Annotated in this window: 19 protein-coding genes and 1 pseudogene; 8 read left to right on the top strand and 12 right to left on the bottom strand. The window is 39.9% G+C overall.

Going from position 1 to position 25,182, the window contains the following annotated elements:
* Positions 1-47 precede the first annotated feature (47 nt).
* Complete coding sequence (ilvD, locus tag AC0L3Y_RS02085; protein WP_473468170.1) at positions 48-1,895, bottom strand: dihydroxy-acid dehydratase; 1,848 nt, start codon at positions 1,893-1,895, stop codon at positions 48-50.
* Between the two features lie 151 nt (positions 1,896-2,046).
* Between ilvD and AC0L3Y_RS02080 the strand changes: the two genes are divergently transcribed.
* Positions 2,047-3,264, top strand: a complete 1,218-nt coding sequence (locus tag AC0L3Y_RS02080) for an EAL and HDOD domain-containing protein (protein ID WP_473468167.1) — start codon at positions 2,047-2,049, stop codon at positions 3,262-3,264.
* A 521-nt stretch (positions 3,265-3,785) separates the two neighbouring features.
* Here AC0L3Y_RS02080 and fdxA read toward each other — a convergent pair.
* Positions 3,786-4,109 (bottom strand): ferredoxin FdxA, encoded by a 324-nt coding sequence (gene fdxA / locus AC0L3Y_RS02075; protein ID WP_473468165.1) that lies wholly within the window; start codon positions 4,107-4,109, stop codon positions 3,786-3,788.
* 117 nt (positions 4,110-4,226) lie between these two features.
* Positions 4,227-6,863, bottom strand: a complete 2,637-nt coding sequence (gene mutS / locus AC0L3Y_RS02070) for a DNA mismatch repair protein MutS (protein ID WP_473468163.1) — start codon at positions 6,861-6,863, stop codon at positions 4,227-4,229.
* Positions 6,864-6,940: 77 nt separating this feature from the next.
* Here mutS and AC0L3Y_RS02065 point away from each other — a divergent pair, with 77 nt between their 5' ends.
* From AC0L3Y_RS02065 to AC0L3Y_RS02055, 3 genes are all read left to right on the top strand, one after another.
* Positions 6,941-7,435 (top strand): CinA family protein, encoded by a 495-nt coding sequence (locus AC0L3Y_RS02065; protein WP_473468161.1) that lies wholly within the window; start codon positions 6,941-6,943, stop codon positions 7,433-7,435.
* A gap of 92 nt (positions 7,436-7,527) precedes the next feature.
* The gene (recA, locus tag AC0L3Y_RS02060; RefSeq protein WP_473468159.1) at positions 7,528-8,583 is read left to right on the top strand and encodes a recombinase RecA; all 1,056 of its coding nucleotides are present in this window, start codon (positions 7,528-7,530) and stop codon (positions 8,581-8,583) included.
* 239 nt (positions 8,584-8,822) lie between these two features.
* Positions 8,823-10,220, top strand: a complete 1,398-nt coding sequence (locus AC0L3Y_RS02055; protein WP_473468157.1) for a GGDEF domain-containing protein — start codon at positions 8,823-8,825, stop codon at positions 10,218-10,220.
* Positions 10,221-10,240: 20 nt separating this feature from the next.
* On the opposite strand, the gene AC0L3Y_RS02050 is transcribed toward AC0L3Y_RS02055, so the two are convergent.
* The 3 genes from AC0L3Y_RS02050 to cynS all read right to left on the bottom strand — a co-directional run bounded on the left by AC0L3Y_RS02050 (position 10,241) and on the right by cynS (position 13,385).
* Positions 10,241-11,956 (bottom strand): bifunctional protein-serine/threonine kinase/phosphatase, encoded by a 1,716-nt coding sequence (locus tag AC0L3Y_RS02050; protein ID WP_473468155.1) that lies wholly within the window; start codon positions 11,954-11,956, stop codon positions 10,241-10,243.
* A gap of 118 nt (positions 11,957-12,074) precedes the next feature.
* Positions 12,075-12,887 carry a formate/nitrite transporter family protein gene (locus tag AC0L3Y_RS02045; RefSeq protein ID WP_473468153.1) on the bottom strand — a complete coding sequence of 271 codons (813 nt, stop codon included), beginning with the start codon at positions 12,885-12,887 and terminating at the stop codon, positions 12,075-12,077.
* A gap of 57 nt (positions 12,888-12,944) precedes the next feature.
* Positions 12,945-13,385 (bottom strand): cyanase, encoded by a 441-nt coding sequence (gene cynS, locus AC0L3Y_RS02040; protein WP_473468151.1) that lies wholly within the window; start codon positions 13,383-13,385, stop codon positions 12,945-12,947.
* A gap of 520 nt (positions 13,386-13,905) precedes the next feature.
* Here cynS and AC0L3Y_RS02035 point away from each other — a divergent pair.
* On the top strand, positions 13,906-14,862 hold the full coding sequence (locus AC0L3Y_RS02035; protein ID WP_473468147.1) for a hypothetical protein: 957 nt from the start codon (positions 13,906-13,908) through the stop codon (positions 14,860-14,862).
* 197 nt (positions 14,863-15,059) lie between these two features.
* On the opposite strand, the gene gdhA is transcribed toward AC0L3Y_RS02035, so the two are convergent.
* Both gdhA and ilvY read right to left on the bottom strand, forming a co-directional pair.
* Positions 15,060-16,412 (bottom strand): NADP-specific glutamate dehydrogenase, encoded by a 1,353-nt coding sequence (gene gdhA / locus AC0L3Y_RS02030; RefSeq protein WP_473468144.1) that lies wholly within the window; start codon positions 16,410-16,412, stop codon positions 15,060-15,062.
* Between the two features lie 235 nt (positions 16,413-16,647).
* Entirely contained in the window at positions 16,648-17,526 is an 879-nt protein-coding gene (ilvY, locus tag AC0L3Y_RS02025) for an HTH-type transcriptional activator IlvY (protein WP_473468141.1), read from the bottom strand.
* A gap of 226 nt (positions 17,527-17,752) precedes the next feature.
* Here ilvY and ilvC point away from each other — a divergent pair.
* Positions 17,753-19,227, top strand: a pseudogene (gene ilvC, locus AC0L3Y_RS02020) (ketol-acid reductoisomerase).
* A gap of 104 nt (positions 19,228-19,331) precedes the next feature.
* Positions 19,332-20,789 (top strand): molybdate ABC transporter ATP-binding protein ModF, encoded by a 1,458-nt coding sequence (gene modF, locus AC0L3Y_RS02015; RefSeq protein WP_473468139.1) that lies wholly within the window; start codon positions 19,332-19,334, stop codon positions 20,787-20,789.
* Positions 20,790-20,829: 40 nt separating this feature from the next.
* On the opposite strand, the gene AC0L3Y_RS02010 is transcribed toward modF, so the two are convergent.
* The 3 genes from AC0L3Y_RS02010 to AC0L3Y_RS02000 are packed head-to-tail and all read right to left on the bottom strand — an operon-like array spanning position 20,830 to position 21,465.
* Positions 20,830-21,105: a helix-turn-helix domain-containing protein gene (locus AC0L3Y_RS02010; RefSeq protein ID WP_473468136.1), complete on the bottom strand. Its 276-nt coding sequence runs from the start codon at positions 21,103-21,105 to the stop codon at positions 20,830-20,832.
* Positions 21,102-21,299, bottom strand: coding sequence for a type II toxin-antitoxin system RelE/ParE family toxin (locus tag AC0L3Y_RS02005; protein ID WP_473468134.1), 198 nt, complete (start codon positions 21,297-21,299; stop codon positions 21,102-21,104). The genes AC0L3Y_RS02010 and AC0L3Y_RS02005 overlap by 4 nt, the downstream gene beginning before the upstream one ends.
* Complete coding sequence (locus AC0L3Y_RS02000) at positions 21,271-21,465, bottom strand: hypothetical protein (RefSeq protein ID WP_473468132.1); 195 nt, start codon at positions 21,463-21,465, stop codon at positions 21,271-21,273. Before AC0L3Y_RS02000 ends, AC0L3Y_RS02005 begins: the two co-directional genes overlap by 29 nt.
* A 213-nt stretch (positions 21,466-21,678) precedes the next feature.
* On the opposite strand from AC0L3Y_RS02000, the gene AC0L3Y_RS01995 reads away from it, so the two are divergent.
* A complete protein-coding gene (locus AC0L3Y_RS01995) occupies positions 21,679-24,249 on the top strand; it encodes a P-loop NTPase fold protein (protein ID WP_473468130.1) in 2,571 nt (856 codons plus the stop codon).
* A gap of 135 nt (positions 24,250-24,384) precedes the next feature.
* Here the strand turns inward: AC0L3Y_RS01995 and AC0L3Y_RS01990 are convergent, their stop codons facing one another.
* Positions 24,385-25,182: a substrate-binding periplasmic protein gene (locus tag AC0L3Y_RS01990; protein ID WP_473468128.1), complete on the bottom strand. Its 798-nt coding sequence runs from the start codon at positions 25,180-25,182 to the stop codon at positions 24,385-24,387.

The raw sequence follows: 25,182 nt of genomic DNA, 5'->3' as shown, positions 1-25,182 counted from the left end.
ACCGTATCCCATAGCCATTTTATATGATTCATTTGGAACTAAGATAATTAATCTTCTAGTAGATCCAAGTTTCGTACGGCACCTTTATCGGCACTGGTCGCAAAATGTGCATACACTTTTAATGCAGGCGTTACTTTACGCGGACGATATTCTACAGGTTTCCAAGCCTTTTTCCCTTTTGCGTCCATTGCAGCTCGACGAGTGGCAAGTTCTTCATCAGAAAGTAAAACATTGATAGTGCGATTTGGAATATCTATGCGAATGATGTCGCCACTCTCAACTAAACCAATAGCACCACCTGACGCAGCTTCTGGAGAAACGTGGCCAATTGATAGACCAGATGTACCACCAGAAAAACGGCCGTCAGTTAACAGTGCGCAGGCTTTACCTAATCCTTTCGATTTGATGTAAGACGTTGGATACAGCATTTCTTGCATACCTGGACCGCCTTTTGGTCCTTCGTAGCGTACGATAACCACATCGCCAGCTTTTACTTTGTCGTCTAGAATATTTTTAACTGCTTCATCTTGAGATTCAGTAATATGAGCTGGACCTTCGAAAACTAAGCAAGATTCATCTACGCCAGCACTTTTAACGACACAGCCATCTAATGCAATGTTGCCATAAAGTATTGCTAGACCACCTTCTAGGGAGAACGCATGTTCTAGAGAGCGAATACAACCGTTTTCACGGTCGCCGTCTAGTGTAGGCCAGCGAGTCGCTTGGCTGAACGCAGTTTGTGTTGGAATACCAGCAGGGCCAGCTTTGTAGAATTGCATGACTTCTGGCGTAGGAGAGCGCATGATATCCCACGTTTTCAATGCTTCTTCCATAGTTTTAGAATGCACCGTGTGCACTTGATTGTGCAATAAACCGGCACGATCAAGCTCACCTAATAAAGCGAAAATGCCGCCCGCTCTATGAACGTCTTCAACATGATACAACGGTGAATTTGGGGCTACTTTACAGAGTTGTGGAATGTTACGTGATAAACGGTCGATGTCTTTCATGGTGAAGTCAACACCAGCTTCGTTCGCCAAGGCCAACAAATGCAGAATGGTGTTAGATGATCCGCCCATGGCAATATCAAGCGTCATGGCGTTTTCAAAAGCTTGGAAGGAGGCAATAGCTCTTGGTGCCCAATGAGTTTCATTTTGTTCATAGAAACGTTTTGTGATATCAACAATTCTATGACCAGCTTCTTCAAATAAGCGACGACGATCAGCATGTGTTGCCAACATAGTACCGTTGCCAGGTAAGCTCAGTCCAAGTGCTTCTGTTAGGCAGTTCATAGAGTTTGCAGTAAACATACCAGAACAAGAACCACATGTAGGGCATGCAGAGCGCTCAAACTCAGCAACTTTCTCGTCACTTGCTTCTGAATCAACCGCTATAACCATAGCATCAACCAGATCAAGCTTGTGTTCTGATAGTTTTGTTTTCCCGGCTTCCATTGGTCCACCGGAAACAAAAATAACAGGAATATTAAGGCGCATAGCCGCCATTAGCATCCCTGGTGTGATTTTGTCACAATTTGAAATGCAAACTAAAGCGTCAGCGCAATGAGCGTTAACCATGTATTCAACAGAATCAGCAATCAAATCACGAGACGGAAGGCTATAAAGCATACCGTCATGACCCATTGCAATACCGTCATCAACAGCAATAGTGTTGAACTCTTTAGCAACGCCACCGGCTTTTTCTATCTCACGAGCAACAAGTTGTCCCATATCTTTAAGATGGACGTGACCAGGTACAAATTGAGTGAAAGAGTTAGCGACGGCAATAATTGGTTTTTGAAAATCGTCGTCTTTCATCCCAGTTGCACGCCATAGTGCTCGTGCTCCTGCCATGTTGCGGCCTGAGGTGGTTGTTTTAGAACGATATACTGGCATTGTTTTTCCCCACAGATTTATACATTATATTTTATATTTATATAGTTACTTATGTTACCAAGTTTATTGCCTGTGCCCAATGGCAATTTTAAGACAATATTGAGACACTGTATAAATAGGACATTTATATTTTTCTTGAGATGGAACTAATATGACAGACAATGTATTGTCAGCTCACTCAAATGTTGCATTAGCACGACAGCCAATTGTGGACAGTCGTCTTGCCGTTATGGGATATGAACTTTTATATCGAAAGAGTGTAGCGTCGACTGAAGCAGATGTAATGGATGAAGTCAGTGCTACAGCTCAAGTGATATCGGCCAGTATCTTTGAATTCGGTATGGAAAATATCGTTGGATCAAATAAGGCCTTTATTAACTTTCCTAGGGCTTATTTATTGAGCCCTAGTGGTATGCCCATCAATAAAGACAATGTTGTGATAGAGGTTTTAGAGAACGCAGGGTTTGATGCAGTTTTACTTTCTTCTTTACGACGTTGGTCCAATGAAGGTTATCTTATTGCATTAGATGATTTTGTCTTTGAAAGTAAATTAACGCCCTTTGTTGAATTGGCGGATTATATAAAATTAGATGTTTTGGCATTGGGGCATGACGGCCTTCATCAGCAAGTCGAAAGACTTAGGGGATTTGATGTCAAAATTATTGCCGAAAAAGTGGAAACTTGGGAGGATTATCAGTTCTGTCGTTTACTTGGCGTAGAATACTTTCAAGGTTATTTTTTTGAGAAACCTGAAATAATTACAAGCAAGGCATCAAAAGTAAACAGTATGACGCTACTGCAACTCATGTCTTCATTATTAAATGCATCAAGTGATATGACAGAGTTGGAACGAATTGTTAGTCAAGATGCAGGTTTGGTGCATAAATTACTGCGTTTCTTAAACTCCCCCATGACGGGGTTGGTCGCTTCTGTAGATTCTGTTCGTTTAGCTATTATGTTGATTGGTGTTAACCAACTGAAGTCATTAACCAATTTACTACTAATGTCTGAAATGGTTGGAGATAGAGCGGTATTGCTTGAACAAATCATGATTCGAGCTAAACATGCAGAATTGTTTGCTGAAAATCGAGGCTATGATAATCAAGATAAATATTTTCTTGCTGGTATGTTATCTATGATTGATGTCTGTACAGGGATGAAAATAGAAGATGTTCTTGGTGAACTGCCTTTACCAAGTGAATTTATTAATGCAATTATCTACAGATCAGGGCGGGTCGGTAATACTTTGAATTTGGTTGAGCGTTATAGCAATGGCAGCACCATTCAAAATCAACAGGATTTTGACGATTTGAAAGTAACCTATTTAGATGCTATCAAGTGGATTGATGAGTTTCTTATTGCTGTTTAATCCATAAGCTTAATTTATAATACAATAGTATGTAATCCTTTTCCTACTAAGTCTGTAGTCGTTTCCTTTTTTTTATGTGAAGAAATGTAACTTTACAATCTATTTTTAATTTATCTCTTTGATATAAAAGAATAAAAAATAAGATTCTGATGAAATCCTTACATTGGCTTATTTAATAACAACTGTTAAATTAACCAAATCCAAACGATTTCAGGGATGGAAAAGGCACATGAAGTGCTGGGTAATGCTAGGATTGTGTTTAAGGATCGAATAGGGATATTTGTGAACAATGGAAGGTTCAGATGGATAATCATGGTTCGATGGACTGTACTGTGTGTTAATGGATAGTTTGGATGCTTCAAGAAGAAGCAAACAGGATGTTTTACTCATCGGATGAGTAGCTTGAAAGGATTTAAGCGAAATGTAGTAGGGTGGCCTTTGGTCACCCTTTTTTGTATGTAGTGTATTTTATTCATAAAAAAAGCGACTTACTAAGCCGCTTTTTTAGTTAGAAGTGATGATTAGCGCTCTAGGTGCTCTAATTTATCTTCTACGCCATCCCATTGTGCTGCATCAGGAAGGGCGTCTTTTTTCTCTGCGATGTTCGGCCAAATCAAAGCAAGATCTTTGTTTAACTCTACGAATACTTCTTGATCTTCAGGTAGTTCGTCTTCAGAGAATATGGCGTTTGCAGGGCACTCAGGCTCACACAAAGCGCAATCAATACACTCATCAGGGTTAATTGCCAAAAAGTTTGGGCCTTCGTAGAAGCAGTCAACAGGACAAACTTCTACACAGTCTGTGTATTTGCAGCGAATGCAGTTATCGGTAACGATGAAAGCCATTCGACTTCTCCTTACAAGCTATAAAAATGATTGCGCACTATTTTAGAGGTATAGACCATTTGGCAGCAAGCAACAATCGTAAATACTCTACATTTATCTGATATTAGCTTATGCCAACTATAACTGAGACTTTAGCTTATAGAGGGCATTCATCGCATCTAAAGGCGTCATGTTGTCTAAATCCAGTTCGGTTATGGCGTTTTTTAATGTGCTTTGTTCTGCCTGAGCAAATAGATCCGCTTGCATTGGGTGGTACGCCAAACTATTTTCTTCTATTTTCTGCGGCGATGATTTTTCCGCAATACTATTGTCAGAAATATTAATAGGTGCATCAATACCAGTTACAACTTCCAACTCTTTAAGCTTTTGTTTTGCATGGCTAATAACACCTCTAGGAACACCCGCTAGCTGAGCTACTTGCAGCCCATAAGATTGACTCGCTGGGCCCTCGTGGACCTTATGAAGAAAGACGATGTCGTCTTCATATTCTGTTGCTGTTAAATGAACGTTTGCGGCGTTCTCTAATTGATCAGCAAGCGTAGTTAACTCGAAATAGTGTGTGGCAAAAAGGACATAGCATTTTAGTTCCTTGGCTAAATAATCGACCGCCGCCCAGGCTAAAGACAGCCCATCGAAAGTACTGGTACCACGTCCGACTTCGTCCATTAAGACTAGACTGTTTTTACTTGCGTTATTTAATATGTTGGCCGTTTCTGTCATCTCAACCATGAAGGTTGAGCGTCCACCGGCAAGGTCATCGGATGATCCCATACGAGTAAAAATACGATCGACCACCGAAATAGAGGCGGATTCAGCTGGAACAAAACAGCCTGTATGAGCCAATAAAGTAATCAAGGCTATTTGGCGCATGTAAGTGGACTTACCACCCATGTTTGGACCTGTAATCATTAACAATGAACGTTTTTCATTGAGTTCAAGATCATTGGGTACAAAAGCTTCAGATATAACGGCCTCAACCACAGGGTGACGACCACCAGTAATTTGAATGCCGCCATTATTGTGAAGGGTCGGACAAGTTAAATTCAAGGCGTCTGCACGCTCGGCAAAATTGTTGAGTATGTCGAGTTGGGCGAGCGCTTGGCTGGTGGTTTGTAATTCGCTTAGCGTCTGGTTAAGCAAATCTAACAGGGCTTCATAAAGTTCTTTTTCTCTCGCTAAAGATTTTGATTTTGCACTTAACGCTCTGTCTTCAAAGGTTTTCAGTTCAGGCGTAATAAAGCGTTCTGCGTTTTTCAGTGTTTGGCGACGAATATACTCTACTGGTGCTTGATCTGAATGCAGTCTGCTAATCTCAATATAATAACCATGTACGCGGTTGAAACCGACTTTCAGTGAGCTGATACCTGTTCGTTCTTTTTCGCTGCGTTCCATTTCAGCCAGATAGTCTGATGCGTTAGTCGATAAAGACAATAGCTCGTCAAGTTCGTCATCGTATCCTTTGGCAAAAATTCCACCGTCACGAACCACGGAAGGTGGATTTTCGACCAAAGCTTTTATTAAGGTAGCAGTGATGTCTGGCTGAGCAATAATGCGCTGGTTAAGTTGAGATAAACGTTCTGACTTTGAATTTGTGAGTAATTCATTAATTTCAGGTACGGCTTCTAATGCAAATCGCAGGCGTAATAAATCTCTTGGACGAGCAGAACGTAAAGCAACCCGTGACAATATGCGCTCTAGGTCTCCGACTTTTTTCAAAGGCGTTGTAAAGTCGTAATAGGTTTGGTGTTCTTTTAGCGCAGCAACGGCTTGTTGGCGAGATTGAATTTCATTGAGGTCTCGAATCGGCGTGTGTAACCAACGTTTTAATAGACGACTACCCATTGGTGTTGCGCATTCATCTAATACTTCGACCAACGTATTGGTTGTGCCTCCGGTTAGGTTGACATCAATTTCTAGGTTGCGACGAGTCGCGCCATCAATTAATACCGAGTCGTCTTTGTGTTCAACCATAATGGACTGAATATGAGGCAATGCTGAACGTTGAGTGTCTTTTGCGTATTGCAATAAGGCGCCAGCTGAGGAAATCGCAGAGGTTAACGCCTCACAGCCAAAACCGGATAAATCTTTGGTATTAAACTGTTGGATTAATTGGCGATAACTAGACTCATAGTCGAAATGCCAAGGTCCAAGTTCAGAGACACCTTTTTCTAACTTTAATAGATCGCGTGCTGGAAAGTCTTCAGATATTAGAATTTCCATAGGAGATAAGCGTTGCAGTTCACTAGATAAAGCTTCGTGACCGTCTACTTCAAATAGACAAAAACGGCCACTGGCCATGTCTAGATAAGAAAAGCCAAATACATCTAAGCCCTTGCGAGTTTGGTGGGCAAGCGAAAGTAAAAGGTTTTCACGTTTTTCTTCAAGAAAGGCTTCGTCACTAATTGTGCCAGGTGTCACGATTCGAGCAATCTTTCTTTCTACAGGGCCTTTGCTTGTGGCTGGGTCGCCAGTTTGTTCTGCAACAACAACAGACTCGCCCATGCGAACTAAGCGAGCAATGTAGTTTTCTGCTGCGTGATAGGGAATACCTGCCATTGGAATCGGCATGCCGCCAGAATGACCACGGGCCGTTAATGTAATATCAAGCAGCTGAGAGGCGCGTTTGGCATCGTCATAAAAAAGTTCGTAAAAATCGCCCATACGATAAAATAGCAGCTGGTTTGGATGCTCTGATTTGAGGCCGAAGTATTGGCGCATCATAGGCGTGTGATTATCTGCTGATGTCTTACTCATTGGATTGCTCGATTGTGATCTAAAAAATAGAGCGCTATTCTACGGGATATTCGCACAGTATTTAAGGGATAAGAGTAATGAATCAGATGCAAAAAATGACGTTAGTAGCCAAACGCATTGGTGGCTTATTACAAGATAAAGGTTATCTTCTGGTGACAGCGGAATCTTGTACTGGCGGCCTTATTGGTGCTGTTTGCACAGAAATAGCAGGCAGTTCAGCTTGGTTTTATGGTGGTGTTATTAGCTATGCTAACGAAGCTAAGATGGAAGGGTTGTCTGTCAAAGAAGATACTTTAGCGGCTTTTGGTGCTGTATCTGAACAAACGGTTAAAGAAATGTGTGCTGGTGCTTTACAGCTAGGTGGTAGCCTTTCTGTTGCAGTGAGTGGAGTGGCTGGGCCAGCTGGTGGCTCTGTAGAAAAGCCGGTTGGTTGTGTATATATTGGCTGGCAGGTTGCAGGGCAAGAAGCCAGAGTTGTGCGATATCAATTTTCAGGCGATCGCCAAGGTGTTAGAGAAGCGACTGTTTTAGCGGCATTAGAAGGCGTAGAAGAGCAGTTAAAAAGTATATAAAAATAATACTGTTTTTATATACAGTATTTCTTGAGATTATCAAAAAAAACGATAGAGTTACTTCAACGAAAATTAGCCACAAGGATTTCATTATGTCATCTATCGCAGACAACAAGAAAAAAGCCCTAGACGCAGCGCTTTCTCAAATAGAGCGTCAATTTGGTAAAGGCGCCATCATGAAAATGGGTGAAGGTGCAAAACTTGATATTGATACTGTTTCTACTGGGTCTTTAGGTTTAGATATTGCGCTAGGTGCAGGTGGTCTTCCTTATGGCCGAATCTGTGAAATTTATGGTCCAGAATCATCAGGTAAAACAACACTTACATTAAGTGTTATTGCTGAAGCGCAAAAGCAAGGTAAAACCTGTGCCTTCATCGATGCTGAGCACGCATTGGATCCAGCTTATGCAGAAAAGTTGGGTGTTAATATTGCAGACCTTTTAATTTCTCAGCCAGATACCGGTGAACAAGCACTTGAGATTGTTGATATGTTGGTACGTTCTAACAGTGTTGACGTTATCATCGTTGACTCGGTAGCGGCTCTTGTACCTAAGTCTGAAATTGAAGGCGAAATGGGTAGCTCATCTGTTGGTGTTCAAGCACGTTTGTTATCACAAGCGATGCGTAAATTAACAGGTTCCATTAAAAATGCTAACTGTCTTGTAGTCTTCATCAACCAAATTCGTATGAAAATTGGTGTGATGTTTGGTTCACCAGAAACAACAACCGGCGGTAACGCACTTAAGTTTTATTCTTCAGTACGATTGGATATTCGCCGTATTGGATCGGTCAAACAGGGCGAAGAAGTCATTGGTAACGAGACTCGCGTCAAGGTAGTTAAGAACAAAATTGCGCCTCCATTTAAGCAAGCTGAATTCCAGATTCACTACGGTGCAGGTATTTATCGCATGGGTGAAATTATTGATCTAGGTGTTAAGCAAGGTTTTGTCGATAAAGCCGGAGCTTGGTATGCCTACGCAGGTAATAAGATTGGCCAAGGTAAAGCAAATGCCGCTCAGTTTTTATCTGAAAATCCAGAAATTGCTCAAGAAATCGAAGCTAAGGTTCGTGAAGATTTATTGCCTAAAGATAAACCAGTAGCAGAAAAAGCTAACGTGGCGGAAGAAGAGCCAAATGAATTGATCTAGTCAATATGGCTAATGACGACATTTTGAAAACGCTCGATGAAATTCATCGGGCGTTTTTTTTGGCTTTATAGAGAGCTTTTTAGGTAAGTGAATTGTAATTTTAAAAGACTTAAAATCGTCTTTATGTTAAGTTTTGTTAAGATCGTGGGTGATGTGGATAGATAAAATGTTGTTGGATTAAAGTTTTACCTGTTTATTTTTAGCGTTGTTATCATTAAAACATAATATTGGAACTTTTCATGTCGGTTATTAATCCCATTTTTGGGTTGAAAAATGAACAAATAAAAGAAACGAACTTAAGTGATTTTGTAAAAAAAGTAGGTCGAAAAATTGGTTTGGCGACAGCTTTATTAGGCATGGTAACACTTGCTGGGTATGCTTTTGGTATTGAATTTCTATATAGGCCTATTGCTAATGAGCCGGCAACAAATCCATTGACTGCTTTGGTTGTTGCGCTTTTGGGGTTTAGTCTTGAGATGCATGGTAGAAAGGTTAATAAATGGGTTCCATTGATTCTAGCAATCGCGGCGTCGGTTATTTGCATTGCTCATTTTACTAGCTTTATTTACACATCGGATCTTTCGCAGTTATTTATGCTTTTTAAGTCCGTAGTTTATCAGGACTTGATGCTAGGTAAAGATAACTCGATGGGCATGAATACAACGCTCATGTTACTACTGCTTGCTATCTCTCATTTATTACATATTTGTCGACAAGCTAACTATTCGCAACTGTTGTCTTTTACTGCTTTGTGTATCCCTATGGTTTCTATTACAGGTTACGCCTATGGTTTGACTTCGTTCTATGGTGCTATGTCTTTGTTATCAACAACCTTTGGTGTTTTCTTATGCTTGGGAACCTTGGCTATAACTGCTGACAATGGTGGCGTTCGTGCAATTTTATCTCCATATATAGGTGGGAAAATTGCTCGTATACAGATTGTATTGGGATATTTTGTTCCATTAATTATTGGTTATCTAGTCATTCGTTCATTAATGAACTCAAATCAGAATAGTGTATTTGGTATTTATGTTGTTTCTATCTGTTGGTTTATTGCGCTTTTGGTTGTGGTGAGTGCCATAGTACAAGAGCAAGTAGACGGAAAACGTCGAGAAGTAGAAAAAGCACTGCAGCTTTCTGCTATGACAGATGAATTGACTAAGCTTCCTAACCGTCGTTATTTCATGGGAAAAGCAACTGAAAAACTAGCAAATAGTGTGTCTGATTCTAACGGGCTATCTACATGGGTTTTAATGGTAGACATTGATCACTTCAAAAAAATCAATGATACAGCGGGTCATGAAATGGGCGATACAGTATTGGTTGAGTTTGCTCGGATTATGAATAAGTTTGTTGGGGTAGATGATTTAGTGTGCCGTTTAGGCGGAGAAGAATTTGCATTCTTTTTTAGCCGCAAATTAGAAAGTGAAATGTTTGAGATTACCAAAAATATTTTGCAGTCTGTTGAGGCGATGAATATTCCAGGTTATACGGATGTATACGGTAGTATTACAACGTCTATTGGTTGTGCTAAATCTGAAGATAGAACCGATATCGATTATGTTTTACGGCTTGCTGATGATGCACTTTATGCATCTAAAAATGCTGGTCGAAATAGAGTCATGTTTGCCGCATAATTTTATTATCAAGGGCGGCTTTACTGTTTACCTAAAAGCATCCAAGCAATGATCAATAGTAGGCTAAAAGACACACCTTGCCAGAACATGACAGGGTTTCTCTGAATCAATGGTGGTCGAGTTCGATTTAGAAAAACCTTGTTTGGATGGTGTAAATCGTAGATAAATTCTGACAAGGTTTCATAGCGTTTTAAAGGGTTTATTTGCAGAGCTTTCTGTAGTGCATCATCGATCCATACAGGCAATTCAGATTCATCATTAATCAGGCTTGTATAATTGATTCTGCGCTGCGCAGCCACACTTTTTGCCTGAGCAATGTTAACTCCATAGGGAAATTTATTGCCTGATAGCATTTGGTAGGTGATCACACCAAGCGCATAAATATCGGATTGTGCGCTTCCTGTTTGTCCTAAAAAATATTCAGGTGCCGAATAACGCATGGTGCCTTTTAATACTTCCTCTTCCGTATTTGATACACCTGCAATATAGGTAGAACCAAAGTCGATAATCTTTACTGTGTTTGTGTCATCAATCATGATGTTGGCAGGACGAATATCTTGATGAATCATTTCTTGGCGATGAAAGGCCTGCAAGCCTTTGGCAATTTGAGAAACAATATTGCGAGTTTGCTCTAAGGTTGGCTTTGGGTTATCTATCAGCCATTGAGCCAGCGATTTTCCTTCAATATATTCCGTTACTATGTATAGGTAATTCCGTTTTCGTGTGGGCTCTATCGCTTTGACTACATGTGGATTGGTGACACGTTTGGCTATCCAGTCTTCCAACATAAAGCTTTCAAGGTAAGCAAGGTCGTTACCTAATTCAATAGAAGGTACTTTTAACGCAACCGTTTGAGACGAATCTATGTCACGGGCTAAAAAGACATGGCTTCGACTACTGACATAGATAGGTCTAATGATTTCATAACCATCCAGAATCATTCTAGCTGATAATGGCGGCGGCAAAGGCAGCCCACTAACGTGCTGTTGTACTTCGTCCAGTTGATAGCTTGGGACATGCTCTATTCGAACAATCTGCACACTTAAATTGTCATCACTGCCTGCTGTTAGCGCGAGTTCAATAAGCTGATTAGCGGCATCATCCAGTGTTGAGGATTGTGAAATACTGTCGGTAATTTCCGACGCTTTTATAAAGTCATAAATCCCATCTGTGGCTAATAAAAAAACATCGCCTTGAGTGATAGGAACGGCTTTGTAATCAATCTCTAATGTTGAATCGATGCCTAAAGCACGAGTGAGATAACTCACCTCTGCCGATACAATCCGTCGATGGTCTTGGGTTAATTGCTCTAAAGTGGAGCCATCTAATCGATAAATACGGCTGTCACCAGAATGGAATAAATGCGCAGTGTTCGACTTCAAAATAAGCGCGCTAAAAGTACAAATATAGCCTTTGTCTTTCTCAAATCGATAAGGGCTATTTTGTGTTTGCGCGTGCAACCAAGCATTAATCGATTTCACCACTTTTTGCCCAGAGGTTTTTACCGACCAAGCATCAGACGTACAGTAATAGTCTTCTAAGAAGCTGGTGATGGCGGTTTGGCTCGCGACTTGGCTTACATTGCTCGAACTGATGCCATCCGCAATCGCTAAAACAATCCCTTTTGCACTCAATAAAGGCTCACTAGGAATACGACTCCCAACAAAATCTTGGTTTACCTCTTTCCTACCTTTGTTGGTCGCGTAACCCATATTGACGCTAAGTGGCTTGCTCATACGATTCCTTAAGTGGCCCTTTGATAAAGAGCGCTATCAATGTGATAAACTAAAAAGCCCTGCTACTTAAGGTAACAGGGCTTTTCAAAATAACCATCTAACATCATGTAATAAAAAATTAAGCTAATTTACGCGCTTTAGATGTTTTTACATGAGTGTAATACAACGGTAGACCAACCAAACATAGACCACCCGCTAAGTTACCGAGTACAGTAGGAATTTCATTCCAGACGATATAATCCATAAAGGTAAACTCGCCACCCATGATCATAGAGAATGGAAATAGGAACATGTTTACAATTGAATGCTCGAAACCCATGTAGAAGAACAACATAACAGGCATCCACATCGCGGCCATTTTTGCACCAGCAGACGTAGATATCATCGCACCAACTACCCCCATAGACACCATCCAGTTACATAACATGCCACGAATAAAGATAGTAAACCAACCACCAGCACCATGTGACTGATAACCCAAAGTTCGCGATTCACCAATCGTACTCACTTTTGCGGCAATGGCGCCACCGTCTGTTGAGAAACCATAAGTAAGGATAAAAGCCATCAAAAAGGCAGTTGTTAATGCACCACCAAAGTTGCCTATGAAAACCAATCCCCAGTTACGCAATACTTGGCTTGGAGTTACTCCTGGACGCTTGTCTAATAATGCTAATGGTACCAACGTGAAGACACCTGTTAACAAGTCGAACTTCATCAGGTATAACATGATGAAACCAACAGGAAACAATAAAGCGCCTAATAATGGGTTACCTGTTTTCGTTGCCACTGTGATTGCAAAAATTGCTGCAAGACCTAGAATTGCACCCGCCATAAATGCACGGATAAGGGTGTCTTTTGTCGACATGTAAACTTTTTGTTCGCCTGCATCGACCATTTTGGTTACAAACTCACTTGGTTCTATATAAGCCATAAAGCCCTCTCTTTAATTTTTAATAATTACTCAAATTGAATGATTTGTTCGTACTTATTACCAGGATTTATAAGGTAAAAACTTACCGTTTAAGGTCAGAACAACACGATCACCTTTTGGGTTCTCTTCTTTCTCTACCGACATCGAAAAATCAATAGCACTCATAATGCCGTCACCAAATTTTTCTTGAATGACTTCTTTAAGTGTTGGGCCGTAAACACCAACCACTTCGTATAAACGATAAATCAAAGGATCTTGTGGAATTGCTTGATCCCATGTTTTTGTTGGGTATTCCATCAACGTCGCTATGGCGGCTTCTGGCAATTCTAAAAATGCAACTAACTTTTCAGCGGTTTCTTGTGTACAACTGTTCATCCCTAAACATGCTGATGTGATCCATACATCTGTCATGTCTACAGCATCTCCAATAGCTTCCCAGGTAAGATTTCTCTCTTTTTTTACGGCAAAAATAGCTTCGGTTACTTCGATTTTTTTCATGCGTTTTTCTCCACAAATAATGGCCACAAATCCACAATAGAAACTGAGTTAAGTAATCGTGTAAGAGAAAAATGAAATAGATAGACAAACGTCTCCTCTTCATCAGATTTCCTTTATTACAGGAACCTAATCAGATGCTACTGAGCGATACAGTAGTGGGCGACGTTGCCATTAGTGATGCTGACCGGCGTTGGACAGCGATACGGTTAATACAAGGTGAATGAGTATTAATGTATTAAATAATTAGCAAAAGCAGTGCCAGAAAAAAGAAACCTAGCAAGATATATCATTATATATAGGTACCTTTTTTTAGTTTATTGATTAATAGAGATTTTTTTGAAATAAAAAATGGATGGCAGATAAAGAAATAACGCTTTTGAAATTTATAAGGATATTTAATGCACCAAGAAAGCTCAGAGAAGCAATCATAAATTAATGTAAATCTGATTTTGCTCATTTCCAAAGCGAGGTTTAATAGCCTGACAATGATGACTCTAATTTTCTATTTAAGGATTTCGAGATGAACTCTGCCAAAATATTTCCTTCATTGGTCATGCTAGTCTGTTCTTCTTTGGTTGGCTCAGCTTATGCCTCCGAAGAGCAAGGGGAAGCTGTATTCACTCAAGGCCCTGCAACGCAAACCATTGCTCAACTTTATGAATGCCAAGGAGCACAAGCCAGAGTCACGGCAATGGGTGAAATCACGGATGAAATGGGTAATACATGGATGGTTCCAGCTGATAATGCGTTTCAAACAGCACCGCATGCATTTGATTTATATAATGACTGCACAGGTGTGAAGCCAGATAGCCTAGCAGGTGTAGATTTAACTCAAGTACCTGTTGTAGAAATCGACTCAACAGGCGAAGTGATAACTGCCTATTTGTTTGCCGATAATTATTTTGAGATGTATGTAAATGGACAGCTAATCGCCGTTGACTCGGTTCCTTTCACACCATTCAATTCCAGTGTTGTGAAATTCAAAGTGAATAAGCCTTATACCGTTGCGGTCAAGCTGATTGATTGGGAAGAAAATTTAGGTCTAGGCTCAGAAGCTAACCGAGGAAGCCAATATCACCCTGGAGACGGTGGATTTATCGCCAGTTTTAGTGATGGTACAGTGACCAATGAGGATTGGTCAGTTCAGACTTTTTATACCGCACCAATCAATGACATATCCTGTGTAAAAGAAACGAATGGATTGCGTGACTCATCAAGCTGTTCGACTGCTGATATGACAAATGGAAAAGACAATTTCGCAGCGCATTGGAAAGTACCAGAAAATTGGATGCAAACTGACTTCAATACATCTAAATGGCCAAAAGCTACGACTTATACCGAAAGAGAAATTGGTGTGGATAACAAAAATGGCTATATGAACTTCATTGATCAATTCTCTGGTGCGGGAGCTGAGTTCATTTGGTCTTCAAATGTAATTCTGGATAATTTGGTATTGATGCAGTACAGGGTGAAATAATGTCTGCATTTAAATAGATGGAGAAGAAGTGTTGAAAAGGGTAGGAGCTGAACAGAGTTAATATTAACCATTCTGATTGCTTTAGAAGTTATAAAGTTTGGTGGAAAATAGTCGTTTATTAATACTAAACAAGGTGACATGGCTTTGTTCAGTATTAATAAACGAAGGATTATTTAGATTCGGTTTTATCGTATTCCCTAGACTAACCCTTGCTCAATCATTGCATCGGCAACCCGTCTAAAACCTGCAATATTTGCTCCTAACAATAAATTTCCAGGTGATCCAAATTCTGTAGCTGTCTCACTTGCAGTTACAAATATATTTTTCATGATTGTCTGCAATTTTGCATCGACATCTTCAAACGTCCAATTTTGCATACTTGCATTTTGTGCCATCTCAAGTTGGCTTGTTGCTACTCCTCCGGCATTGGCTGCTTTACCTGGCCCATACGAAATCTGAGCTTTAATAAAGCAATCAATTGCTTCTTTTGTTGAGGGCATATTTGCACCTTCTGCAACTAGAACGCAGCCGTTCTTTAACAAGGTTTGTGCATCTACTTGAGTTAATTCATTTTGAGTAGCACAAGGGAAAGCTGCATCAGCAGGGAAATGCCACACGGCGTTACCACCTTCTGGGTAGTCATTTAGTGGAACATATTGTGCGTCTGGATAGGTTTGTGTATAGCAAATTAAACTATCCCTAGAGTCTTCTTTTAATCGTTTTATTAAATCTAGATCAATTCCTGACTCATGGTATATCGTACCTTGGGAATCGCTACAGGTGACTGGTATGGCTCCCAGTTGATATAGTTTTTCAATAGCATAAATTGCAACATTTCCAGAGCCTGAAACTAAACAACGCTTACCTTCCAAGCTATCATGTTTTGCAGCTAACATATATTTAGCAAAATAAACTACACCATATCCAGTTGCTTCTTTGCGTACTAATGAGCCGCCCCATAAAATGCTTTTGCCCGTTAGAATGCCTTCATAACGGCCAGTGAGTCTTTTGTATTGCCCAAACAAGAACCCTATCTCTTTAGCTCCAACACCAATATCACCAGCTGGTACATCTGTCGTTGGTCCAATATGTCTGTATAGCTCAGTCATAAAAGATTGACAGAAACGCATTATTTCAGCATCAGAGCGGCCTTTGGGGTTAAAATTCGCGCCACCTTTTCCGCCGCCAATAGGTAAACCTGTCAGCGCATTTTTAAATATCTGCTCGAACCCTAAAAATTTAATAACACTGGCATTAACAGTGGGGTGAAAACGTAAGCCACCTTTGTAAGGTCCCAACGCGGAATTAAATTCAATCCGATAGCCTTTATTTACCTGAATAATACCTTGATCATCGACCCAAGGAACTCTAAACATAATTTGACGTTCAGGTTCTACTATTCGTTCGATAATAGAGTGTTTTTTGTATTTCTCTGAATGATCAAGAATAGGCTCAAGTGACTCAAGAACTTCCTCAACTGCTTGATAAAACTCACATTGTGCGGGGCTAGATTTCTTTAATGCATTGATAGTTGTATGTATATAATCCATATTTTTTATATTTAATCCGATAGTGAAACATCCATTCGAAGCCCAAATATATCAGATTGAATATGTTCTATGAATGTTAATTACGATCGTTGTTCCAAATTGGTGCGCGAAATTAGAGCGTCTAATTGATCGCGGTTCTATGAATAGAATAGAGTAACTCTTTTGAAAGGACGTGAGACTTACAACCTAGAAATATATGAATTTGATCTTTCTATTTCACTAAGTAAAAGCTCTTTTACTTTAAATCCCAGAAGGCCTTTACTAATGGATTATTTAAATTCTTTTTCAAAGCAAATAAACCTATATCATAAGGTGCAAGCTCTGGCTGTACATCCAACACTTTAATGCGATCCACCAGTGGGCTGTTATCGAGTACAATTTTTGGCACCACACCAATACCAAACCCTAGACTTACCATGCTAACTATCGCTTCGTTCCCCGTTACTTGAGCGTAAATTCTTGGCGTAATATCATGCTGAAGAAACCATGCATCTACGTGAACACGCGAAACGCCACTTTCAGAAAGAATCATAGGGATGTTTTCCCAGTCCTTTATCACCGTCGGTGCAGTGGTCGGCACATTTGGAACCTGTTGCTCAAGCGGACCAATGAACAATAATGGCGACATGGCAATAGGCTTAAAAGCCAAGTTACGAGGTAAGTTGGCCGGGCGAGCTGCAATGGTAACGTCTTCTTTTCCATCCAAAATATGTGCTATGGCGTGTTCTGGGTCGCCAGTACGCAATTTAATTTCAATACCTGGATGAATATCTCTAAAGCGATTAAGTAACTCATACAAAAAACTATGGCTCGCTGTGACAGAACCATAAAGGCTGATTTCACCTCTAAGTTGATCTGAATTATCGGTTAGTTCGTGACGAATGAGATTCCATTGGCTGTTAGTTTCCCGTGCGTAATCGACAAACTTCCGCCCTTCTTGAGTTAATACAACCGTGCGATTATCTCGATTAAATAAAGTTACGCCCAGCTCATCTTCGAGTTGGCGTATGTTACGGGACAAGGCAGAAATACTAATATGGCATTCATCACTTGCGCGTCCAAAATGGAGATTTTCAGCCAAAGCAAGAAAGTGTTTTAAGGTTCGTATATTCATGGTGTGTAAGGATATCTTATCTTTGCAAAAAATGGGACGTTATATTGCAAATATATCAATTTACGAAAAGTAGAGTTTTCTATAAAGTGGCTTTACTAACGTAAAAGATCTTCTTTTGGAGACTCCTAAATACGTAACTTATTTGAAAATTGATGTATTTTTTCATCAAGTGCTTGAATCAGTTAAGAATCATAAGCTAATAATCATAAATTACAGGTGTGTACTAATGTCTAATAATTACTTCAATACTTTGCCATTACGTGAGCAATTGGCTCAATTAGCAAAATGCCGTTTCATGGATAGCTCTGAATTTTCTGAAGGCGTTGAAGCGCTTAAAGGCAAAAAAATTGTTGTTATCGGTTGTGGTGCTCAAGGTCTTAACCAAGGTTTGAACCTACGCGACAGCGGTCTAGATGTTTCTTACACATTACGTGCAGCAGCCATCGCTGAAAAACGTCAATCTTGGAAAAACGCAACTGAAAACGGTTTTGTTGTTGGTACTTACCAAGAACTTATCCCAACAGCTGACGTTGTATTGAACCTAACGCCTGATAAGCAACATACACCTGTTGTAAAAGAAATCATGCCTCTTATGAAGAAGGGGCTTGCCTGTCTTATTCTCATGGTTTTAACATCGTGGAAGAAGGTATGAAAATCCGCGAAGACCTAACTGTAATCATGGTTGCTCCTAAGTGCCCAGGTTCTGAAGTTCGTGCTGAATATGTTCGTGGCTTTGGTGTTCCAACACTGATCGCTGTCCATGAAGATAACGATCCTCAAGGTGAAGGTCTTGCTCTAGCAAAAGCTTATGCAGTAGGGACTGGCGGCCATAAAGCCGGCGTTTTGATGTCTTCTTTCATCGCAGAAGTAAAATCTGACCTTATGGGTGAGCAAACGATTCTTTGTGGTATGTTACAAACTGGCTCTCTTCTTTGTTTCGACAAAATGGTTGAAGAAGGTATCGACGCAGGTTATGCATCTCGTTTGATCCAATACGGTTGGGAAACCATTACTGAAGCATTGAAATACGGCGGCGTGACAAACATGCTAGATCGTCTTTCTAACCCGGCAAAAATTAAAGCGTTTGATCTTTCTGAAGAATTGAAAGTTATCATGCGTCCTTTGTATAACAAGCATCAAGACGACATCATCAGTGGTCACTTCTCTCAAACTATGATGGAAGATTGGGCGAATGATGACAAAAATCTTTTAGGTTGGCGTGCAGAAACAGCAGAAACTGCTTTCGAGAAGACTCCAGCTGGCGATGTTGAAATTTCTGAGCAAGAATTTTTCGATAAAGGTATTTTGATGGTTGCTATGGTTAAAGCGGGCGTTGAGTTGGCTTTTGAAACTATGACAGCCGCAGGTATTGTTGCAGAGTCTGCTTACTATGAATCTCTACATGAAACGCCTCTTATCGCCAATACAATCGCTCGTAAGAAACTTTACGAAATGAACGCGACTATTTCTGATACGGCAGAATATGGTTGTTACCTATACAACCACGCTTGTCTACCTTTGTTAGCAGACTTCATGAAAGGCATCAAAACTGACGTGATCGGTAAAGGTCTTTCTACAGAAGACAACGGTGTTGATAATGCACGTTTGATCGAAGTAAATGCAGCACTACGTAGTCATCCAGTTGAAGCAATTGGTACAGTGCTTCGTGGCCACATGGCTGACATGAAAAAAATCGTTTAATTCCTATTAGGATTTAAGCTTCAAAAGGCCGAGTTTTCTTAACCGAACACTCGGCTTTTTTGTTCTCTATTCTTATTCTTTTATTTGTGGTTAAGGGCGATGTAATGAGCAACTCAATCTCTTTAAAAAAAGCAACGGTGGCGTTCGATGAGCGTTTTACTTTAACTGAAATTGATTGGGACATTACATCAAAGCAACATTGGGTTATTACTGGTACTAATGGCTCAGGCAAGTCGGCCCTTGCTGCTGTGTTAGCTGGTGTTGGTGATTTGGAGTCTGGGAGTATTAAAGGGATTCCAGGACATGTCGCCTTAGTATCTTTTGAGGCGCAAGCAGAACTGATTGCAAAAGAGCTGAAGAAAGACGATGCAGATATCATGGACGTGATTTCTCTTGGTACACCTGTTCATGAAATGATTTTTGATGATTGTGCTGATCCTGAGCTTGCACAATCATTGATTGAAAAGTTTGGACTTACAGCATTACTTGATCGTGCTTTTCGTAAGCTCTCTACAGGAGAAACCCGTAAAGTTATGCTGATCCGAGCATTATCTAGTAAGCCTGACCTATTGGTTCTTGATGAACCTTTCGATGGGTTAGACGCTGATACCTTGATTATGCTGCAAGAGCATCTTGCGTCTATTGTAGATACGGTTTCCATGGTAATGGTATTAAATCGCTTTGATGAAATGCCAGATTTTATTACTCATGTGGCCTATATAGAAAAAAGTGACTTAGAAAAAAACAACATGACAAAAGGTCGTTTAGCATTCACCATTGATCGAAGTGACCAAGTGGCTTTCAGTGAGTTGTACCAGTTGCTACATTTGAAGACGACAGATCTTACTGTTCCAGAAGCCGACTCAAATAATAAACTGCCAGAGCTAGACCCGAATCAGCCCTTGGTTCGCTTAAAAGACGTCACAATCAAATACGATGACGCAGTCATTGTCGATAAACTCAATTGGACAATTGAGCGTAACCAACATTGGCAACTCAGTGGGCCAAATGGCAGCGGTAAAACGTGCGTTCTATCGCTTATTACTGGCGATCACCCACAATGCTATGTAAATGATATTTTTGTGTTTGGTTTTCAGCGCGGCAATGGCGAAAGCATCTGGCAGATTAAACAATTTATCGGCTATGTTTCGACTGCTTTACAATGGGAATACCGCGTCAGCACCAGTTGCCGAAATGTGATTATTTCTGGCTTTTACGACAGCATCGGCATGTATTCCAAAGCCACCGATAACCAAAAGAAAATCGCCAACGAATGGCTCGAACTACTCGGCATGAAAGACCGTGCCGACCAGCCTTTTAACAAACTTTCCTACGGCGACCAACGCTTATTGCTTATTGCCCGCGCCATGGTCAAACATCCACCGCTGCTGATCCTAGACGAACCTTGTCTTGGTCTAGACGACATGAACCGCCAACTCGTCCTCGCACTCATTGATAAAATCTGCCAAGGCTCAGAAACCACCGTTCTGTATGTGAATCATCATGCGGAAGACAAAATTAGTGGGATAGAGAATTATTTGGAGCTGGTGAGGAAACAGTAATATGAACGAATTATAATAAATAGAACCCCATGTAGATTATCTATAAAAGACGGATTTCTAACTTCTTCCCTAACGCAGAAGCGAATTTCTCTAATGTAGATAACTTCACATCTTCGGAGTGGTTTTCTATTCTTGAAATAGCGCTTTTTTGAGTGTGTAACTTTAAGGCTAAATCGTCTTGAGTTAAGCCCGCACTCTTTCTTGCCTCCTTGAGCAAGGCACCAAATTTAAAGGTTTGATAACCTTCTTCATAGCCATGAGAAAATTCACTATCTCTTGATTTTCGTTCTGCTACGTACTTTTTTAAATCACTCATATTCTTTTCCTCGCCAAATAGTCTTTACGACGACTCTCTGCGATCTTGATTTCTTTTAAGGGAGTCTTTTGGGTCTTTTTTTGAAAAGCATGGTTAAGAACCACCAAGTTATCGCCATCAAAAAATCCCAAGAAACGGAATATATTCCCGCCTACTTGAACCCCTTTATTTGAAAAAAACAGTCCAAATATCATCTGTGTTCACTAACTTTTTAAGGTAAGTGGATGGCACATAATTCAGCTCTTCAATCAATTGAAGCACCCAAGCAACTTTTTGAGCTTGTTTCCCTGATAGAGAATCTAAAAATTCGGCTATCGGAGATTTCCCATCATCCATGATGTAAAAATGTATATTCCTCATATTCCTCATATTTCCATGTTAACTTAAATGTGAACTTTTTCAACATTTAATATTCACTTTAATGTGAACTTTTAATTTATCATTCACTCATTCTGATCAACCGTTTTTTTACAGCAGTGACTCCCCTAAGAAGCAACATTCTTTCTATCCTTGATCTCTTCCAAGTATTCCGTTTAAATCTTTTTACATTCAATAAATAAGCAAGGACATGCTGTGGCGACCAATCAGGCTTTTACCAAAAACGAAGAATCAGAGCTAAGAAGAAGAATTGAGAAGCTTTCAGGTGAAAAGCAGGTCATGCTCGCTGCACGCTGTGCTTTGAGAGCCTTTCCTTTGTTAGCTTATACCTCGGAAAGTAATAAACCTTTTAGCTACTGGAGAGAAGAGGAAAGAACTAAGCATTTATTAGCGGTTTGGGAAGCTAATATAAATGTGTTTTGTAATAATTTCACCGCTTCCAATACTATTACAGAAACCAGTAACAGAGCGGCACAAGCAGCACAAGCAGCACAAGCAGCAAGCAATAAATCAGCCTTGGGGAAAGCCACCTTAGGAAGCAGTAATTTAGCTGGCTCTACCTTTTCTTTTAGCTCTATAGCCAATGCTGCCGCTTTCGCGAGTTCAGATACACTCCAAACCGTCATTTCGAGTACCGATGCCTATATAAATATGTCGAAAGAGTATCCTTATCTTCCTGATTTAAAACAAGAAATTTGGAAAGATCTAGAATTATTAGATTATTCTGATCTTGAGGATTTTGAATATAAACCTCTTTGGGAAAAACCAAACAATGAGTTTTTAAACTGGTTAAAGAATGAATTCCAGCAGGCATTTTTCACACAAGCACAACAAGAAGACGATTCTTCAAACGCTTTTCATATTTTAAGCGAAATTTGGTCTATTTATTCAGCTATATTTAATGGCTACTCTATTTGGGACGACCTTAAAAAGACCACCAGACAATTAAAGGAGTATTTCAATCAAAATAAAGAACTATTTTATGGAGAGAATAACAATAAGTTTTATGAAGAAGACGATAGTTTATTTTATAAAAAAACGAACTCAGAAACTACGAACACTAAAAGAATACAAGCTAACATTCAAACCATCGCAGGCTATCGACACAGCAGTCACCAACATTCAAATGAAGATACATTGAACCGTCAAGAACTCGTGAATGCATTAACAGCTGTACTGCAAGATAAGGATAATCAACACCATCAAACCATAGGTTTGTTAGGTCACTGGGGAATCGGCAAAACAACAGTTATTGAGTTATTAAAAACCTCTTTAAGCAAACCAAATAGAGACTCAAATATAGAATTTCTCTTTGCTGAATTTAATGCATGGGGATACGAGCATACCGATAATCTACAAGCGGGCATCGCTCAAGAAATGATCAAAGCGCTTTCAAGCATCGAACCGCTACCATGTTGTCAGAAGAAAGTTGATTGGAAAAACGCCTGTTGTTGGATACAAAACTGTCAGAAAAAGACCTACTGGCTATTAGCTAGAAGACCTTGGCTGACTCTTAGGTTTGCATGGAGTATTCATAGGTACAAATTTCTTATTCCATTATTTTTATTTATTTGTGCTTTGATTCCATTCTGGGCTCCAGAGTTAATAAAGAACACTTTCCAAGATTTTTTCAACATCCAAGACTCAGGTATAACATCTAGCTTTCCTTATGCATGGTTAATCGGTTTTCTTTACCCTGCATTAAAGAGTACCAAAACTTTATTTGCTGGCCCTCTCGCTAAAGAACTGTTGACCTATTTGAGGTTGCCTAATTACGGTGAACATTTAGGCACTATTCCTGTAATGCGAGAACATATTGAAAAGCTGACTAAAGTACGCTTAAAAGACAACCAACGTTTACTTTATGTGGTGGATGATCTAGACCGCTGTGGCCCCGAAGGCATTGTTAAGGTGATGGAAGCCGTTCGCATGGTGTTAGACCTGGACAAAGTTGTAGTGGTCATTGCCGTAGACCAACGAATTGCGCTGTCTGCCTTAGCTTTGAATTACAAAGATCTCGCCAGCCAACACCAGATTCAAAACCCTCGAATCATTGCCCGTGATTACTTATCAAAAATAATCCACCTTCCCATTGTGTTAACCACACCAGATGACGGCTCAATTTCTACTTACTTAGAACACATATGGAATAGCACTAGCACACAAGAAGACATTGTAGAAAGCAGTAACATTTCACCGCCCGAACAAAATGCAGACCCTGAAGTTTCCCCAAGTAACGACAATAGTTTTTCTTTAAACTCAGATAAAACCAAGAATCAAGAAGGGGTAATACCTTCTCAAGAAGAGATCACGACACAAGAAAAAACAGACAACATATCAAGATCTCAAAAACAGATTGAACGTTTAACTTCCGAGCAAAAAGCTGCATTTTTCCATTGGGTTAAACACTTCGAACTATCCAACCCTAGACAATTGAAACGGTTAAATAATACTTATAAGTTCTTGCGTAGTTTTTATGGCGAAGATGATATCCCAAAGGGGTTTAACATTGTAGAGCACAGTTTTCCTATGTTAGTGACATTATGTGCACTTGAGTATCTTAATAACCTTAATGACCTATCTATGAAAACCTCATTGTACCAACAGCTCATTAAAGGAGACACAGAAAAGCTAGACAAAAAAATGACTATATTAGTTGGCGGTTTAACAAGACAAAAGCGACTCAACACAACAATGCTAAAAGCTATCGAGCCCTTTGTTTTACCGGGTATTGAAGAAAATGAAAAAATGAAAGCGGAAAAATAAAACACTTCAACACTGAGCGAAGCTTCTCGTGCTTGCACGCCGGAGCGAGGTGTTGATGTGTTTTATTAAGGTGTTACTCAAACCCTCTTTTGTTTTTCAGGAAGCGTCAAACTACGAAGCCACCAAAAGGGGGGCTTAATCATAGCTTTGTTCTTCAAATTTGATTCCATATTTACTGAGTAACATTTCTTCTTGTTTTCCCTTCATGGATAAGCGCCCTTCATTCCAAATGGCGATGAGTTTTTGCCGTTGCTCAGAGGGAATTTTCTTCGAAAAAATAGGCATTTCAACCAGTTGTTTTTCTAAACCTGGACGAATGATTTGAAGTTCATCGTTTAGTTTTAATTGGTTTAAAATATATTGCAGAACGAGGTCATTATCAGCATATAAGTCGACTCTATTTTCCTTGATCATGTAGAGGATTCGATCGACCACATCATCATAACCGGCAACGACTTCAATAAAATTAGAATGATCTTGGTCGTCAATATAGTTCTGATAGTCGACACTCATTGAACTGTAATCCCAACCTGGGCCAGTGGCGATTCGTTTATTTTTTAACGATGAAATACCCTTATAACGCCATGGATCATTTTTTCTGACAACAAAAGCGGTGGGGTATGAAAAGGTTGCTTCAGCACCATAGACAAAACCATTTTCTGAGTTTTTGGAATAGAGATATTCTGGCAACATATCACAGAGTCCCTCTGCTACCATATCTAAACCTCTTGCCAGAGGTACCTCATAATATTCAGTTGTATAGCCTTTTTCTGAATATATTTGATCTAGCATATCAATCACAACACCGCGCTCTGAAGACGTTTCTGATGGAAACATAGTCATTGGTGGCCATTGGTCATAGCAGACTTTTAACGTTTCAGAATAGCCTGTATGAGCAATGCTGATACCTGCTAAAAAAAGCACAGTTAACAT

The sequence above is a fragment of the Marinomonas sp. GJ51-14 genome (assembly GCF_055808695.1).
The sequence above is the reverse complement of the archived record's forward strand: the minus strand, read 5'-3'. Positions and strand labels throughout refer to the sequence as shown.

Bases quoted from the DNA above. Each gene is read 5' to 3' on its own strand.
- AC0L3Y_RS02010 (WP_473468136.1), bottom strand. From the start codon at position 21,105: ATGAGTGATTTAAAAAAGTACGTAGCAGAACGAAAATCAAGAGATAGT.
- gdhA (WP_473468144.1), bottom strand. From the start codon at position 16,412: ATGGATTATATACATACAACTATCAATGCATTAAAGAAATCTAGCCCC.
- fdxA (WP_473468165.1), bottom strand. From the start codon at position 4,109: ATGGCTTTCATCGTTACCGATAACTGCATTCGCTGCAAATACACAGAC.
- recA (WP_473468159.1), top strand. From the start codon at position 7,528: ATGTCATCTATCGCAGACAACAAGAAAAAAGCCCTAGACGCAGCGCTT.
- AC0L3Y_RS02055 (WP_473468157.1), top strand. From the start codon at position 8,823: ATGTCGGTTATTAATCCCATTTTTGGGTTGAAAAATGAACAAATAAAA.
- AC0L3Y_RS02050 (WP_473468155.1), bottom strand. From the start codon at position 11,956: ATGAGCAAGCCACTTAGCGTCAATATGGGTTACGCGACCAACAAAGGT.
- cynS (WP_473468151.1), bottom strand. From the start codon at position 13,385: ATGAAAAAAATCGAAGTAACCGAAGCTATTTTTGCCGTAAAAAAAGAG.
- AC0L3Y_RS02035 (WP_473468147.1), top strand. From the start codon at position 13,906: ATGAACTCTGCCAAAATATTTCCTTCATTGGTCATGCTAGTCTGTTCT.
- AC0L3Y_RS02080 (WP_473468167.1), top strand. From the start codon at position 2,047: ATGACAGACAATGTATTGTCAGCTCACTCAAATGTTGCATTAGCACGA.
- mutS (WP_473468163.1), bottom strand. From the start codon at position 6,863: ATGAGTAAGACATCAGCAGATAATCACACGCCTATGATGCGCCAATAC.
- AC0L3Y_RS01990 (WP_473468128.1), bottom strand. From the start codon at position 25,182: ATGTTAACTGTGCTTTTTTTAGCAGGTATCAGCATTGCTCATACAGGC.
- AC0L3Y_RS02000 (WP_473468132.1), bottom strand. From the start codon at position 21,465: ATGAGGAATATACATTTTTACATCATGGATGATGGGAAATCTCCGATA.
- ilvD (WP_473468170.1), bottom strand. From the start codon at position 1,895: ATGCCAGTATATCGTTCTAAAACAACCACCTCAGGCCGCAACATGGCA.
- AC0L3Y_RS02065 (WP_473468161.1), top strand. From the start codon at position 6,941: ATGAATCAGATGCAAAAAATGACGTTAGTAGCCAAACGCATTGGTGGC.
- AC0L3Y_RS02005 (WP_473468134.1), bottom strand. From the start codon at position 21,299: ATGATATTTGGACTGTTTTTTTCAAATAAAGGGGTTCAAGTAGGCGGG.
- AC0L3Y_RS02045 (WP_473468153.1), bottom strand. From the start codon at position 12,887: ATGGCTTATATAGAACCAAGTGAGTTTGTAACCAAAATGGTCGATGCA.
- modF (WP_473468139.1), top strand. From the start codon at position 19,332: ATGAGCAACTCAATCTCTTTAAAAAAAGCAACGGTGGCGTTCGATGAG.
- ilvY (WP_473468141.1), bottom strand. From the start codon at position 17,526: ATGAATATACGAACCTTAAAACACTTTCTTGCTTTGGCTGAAAATCTC.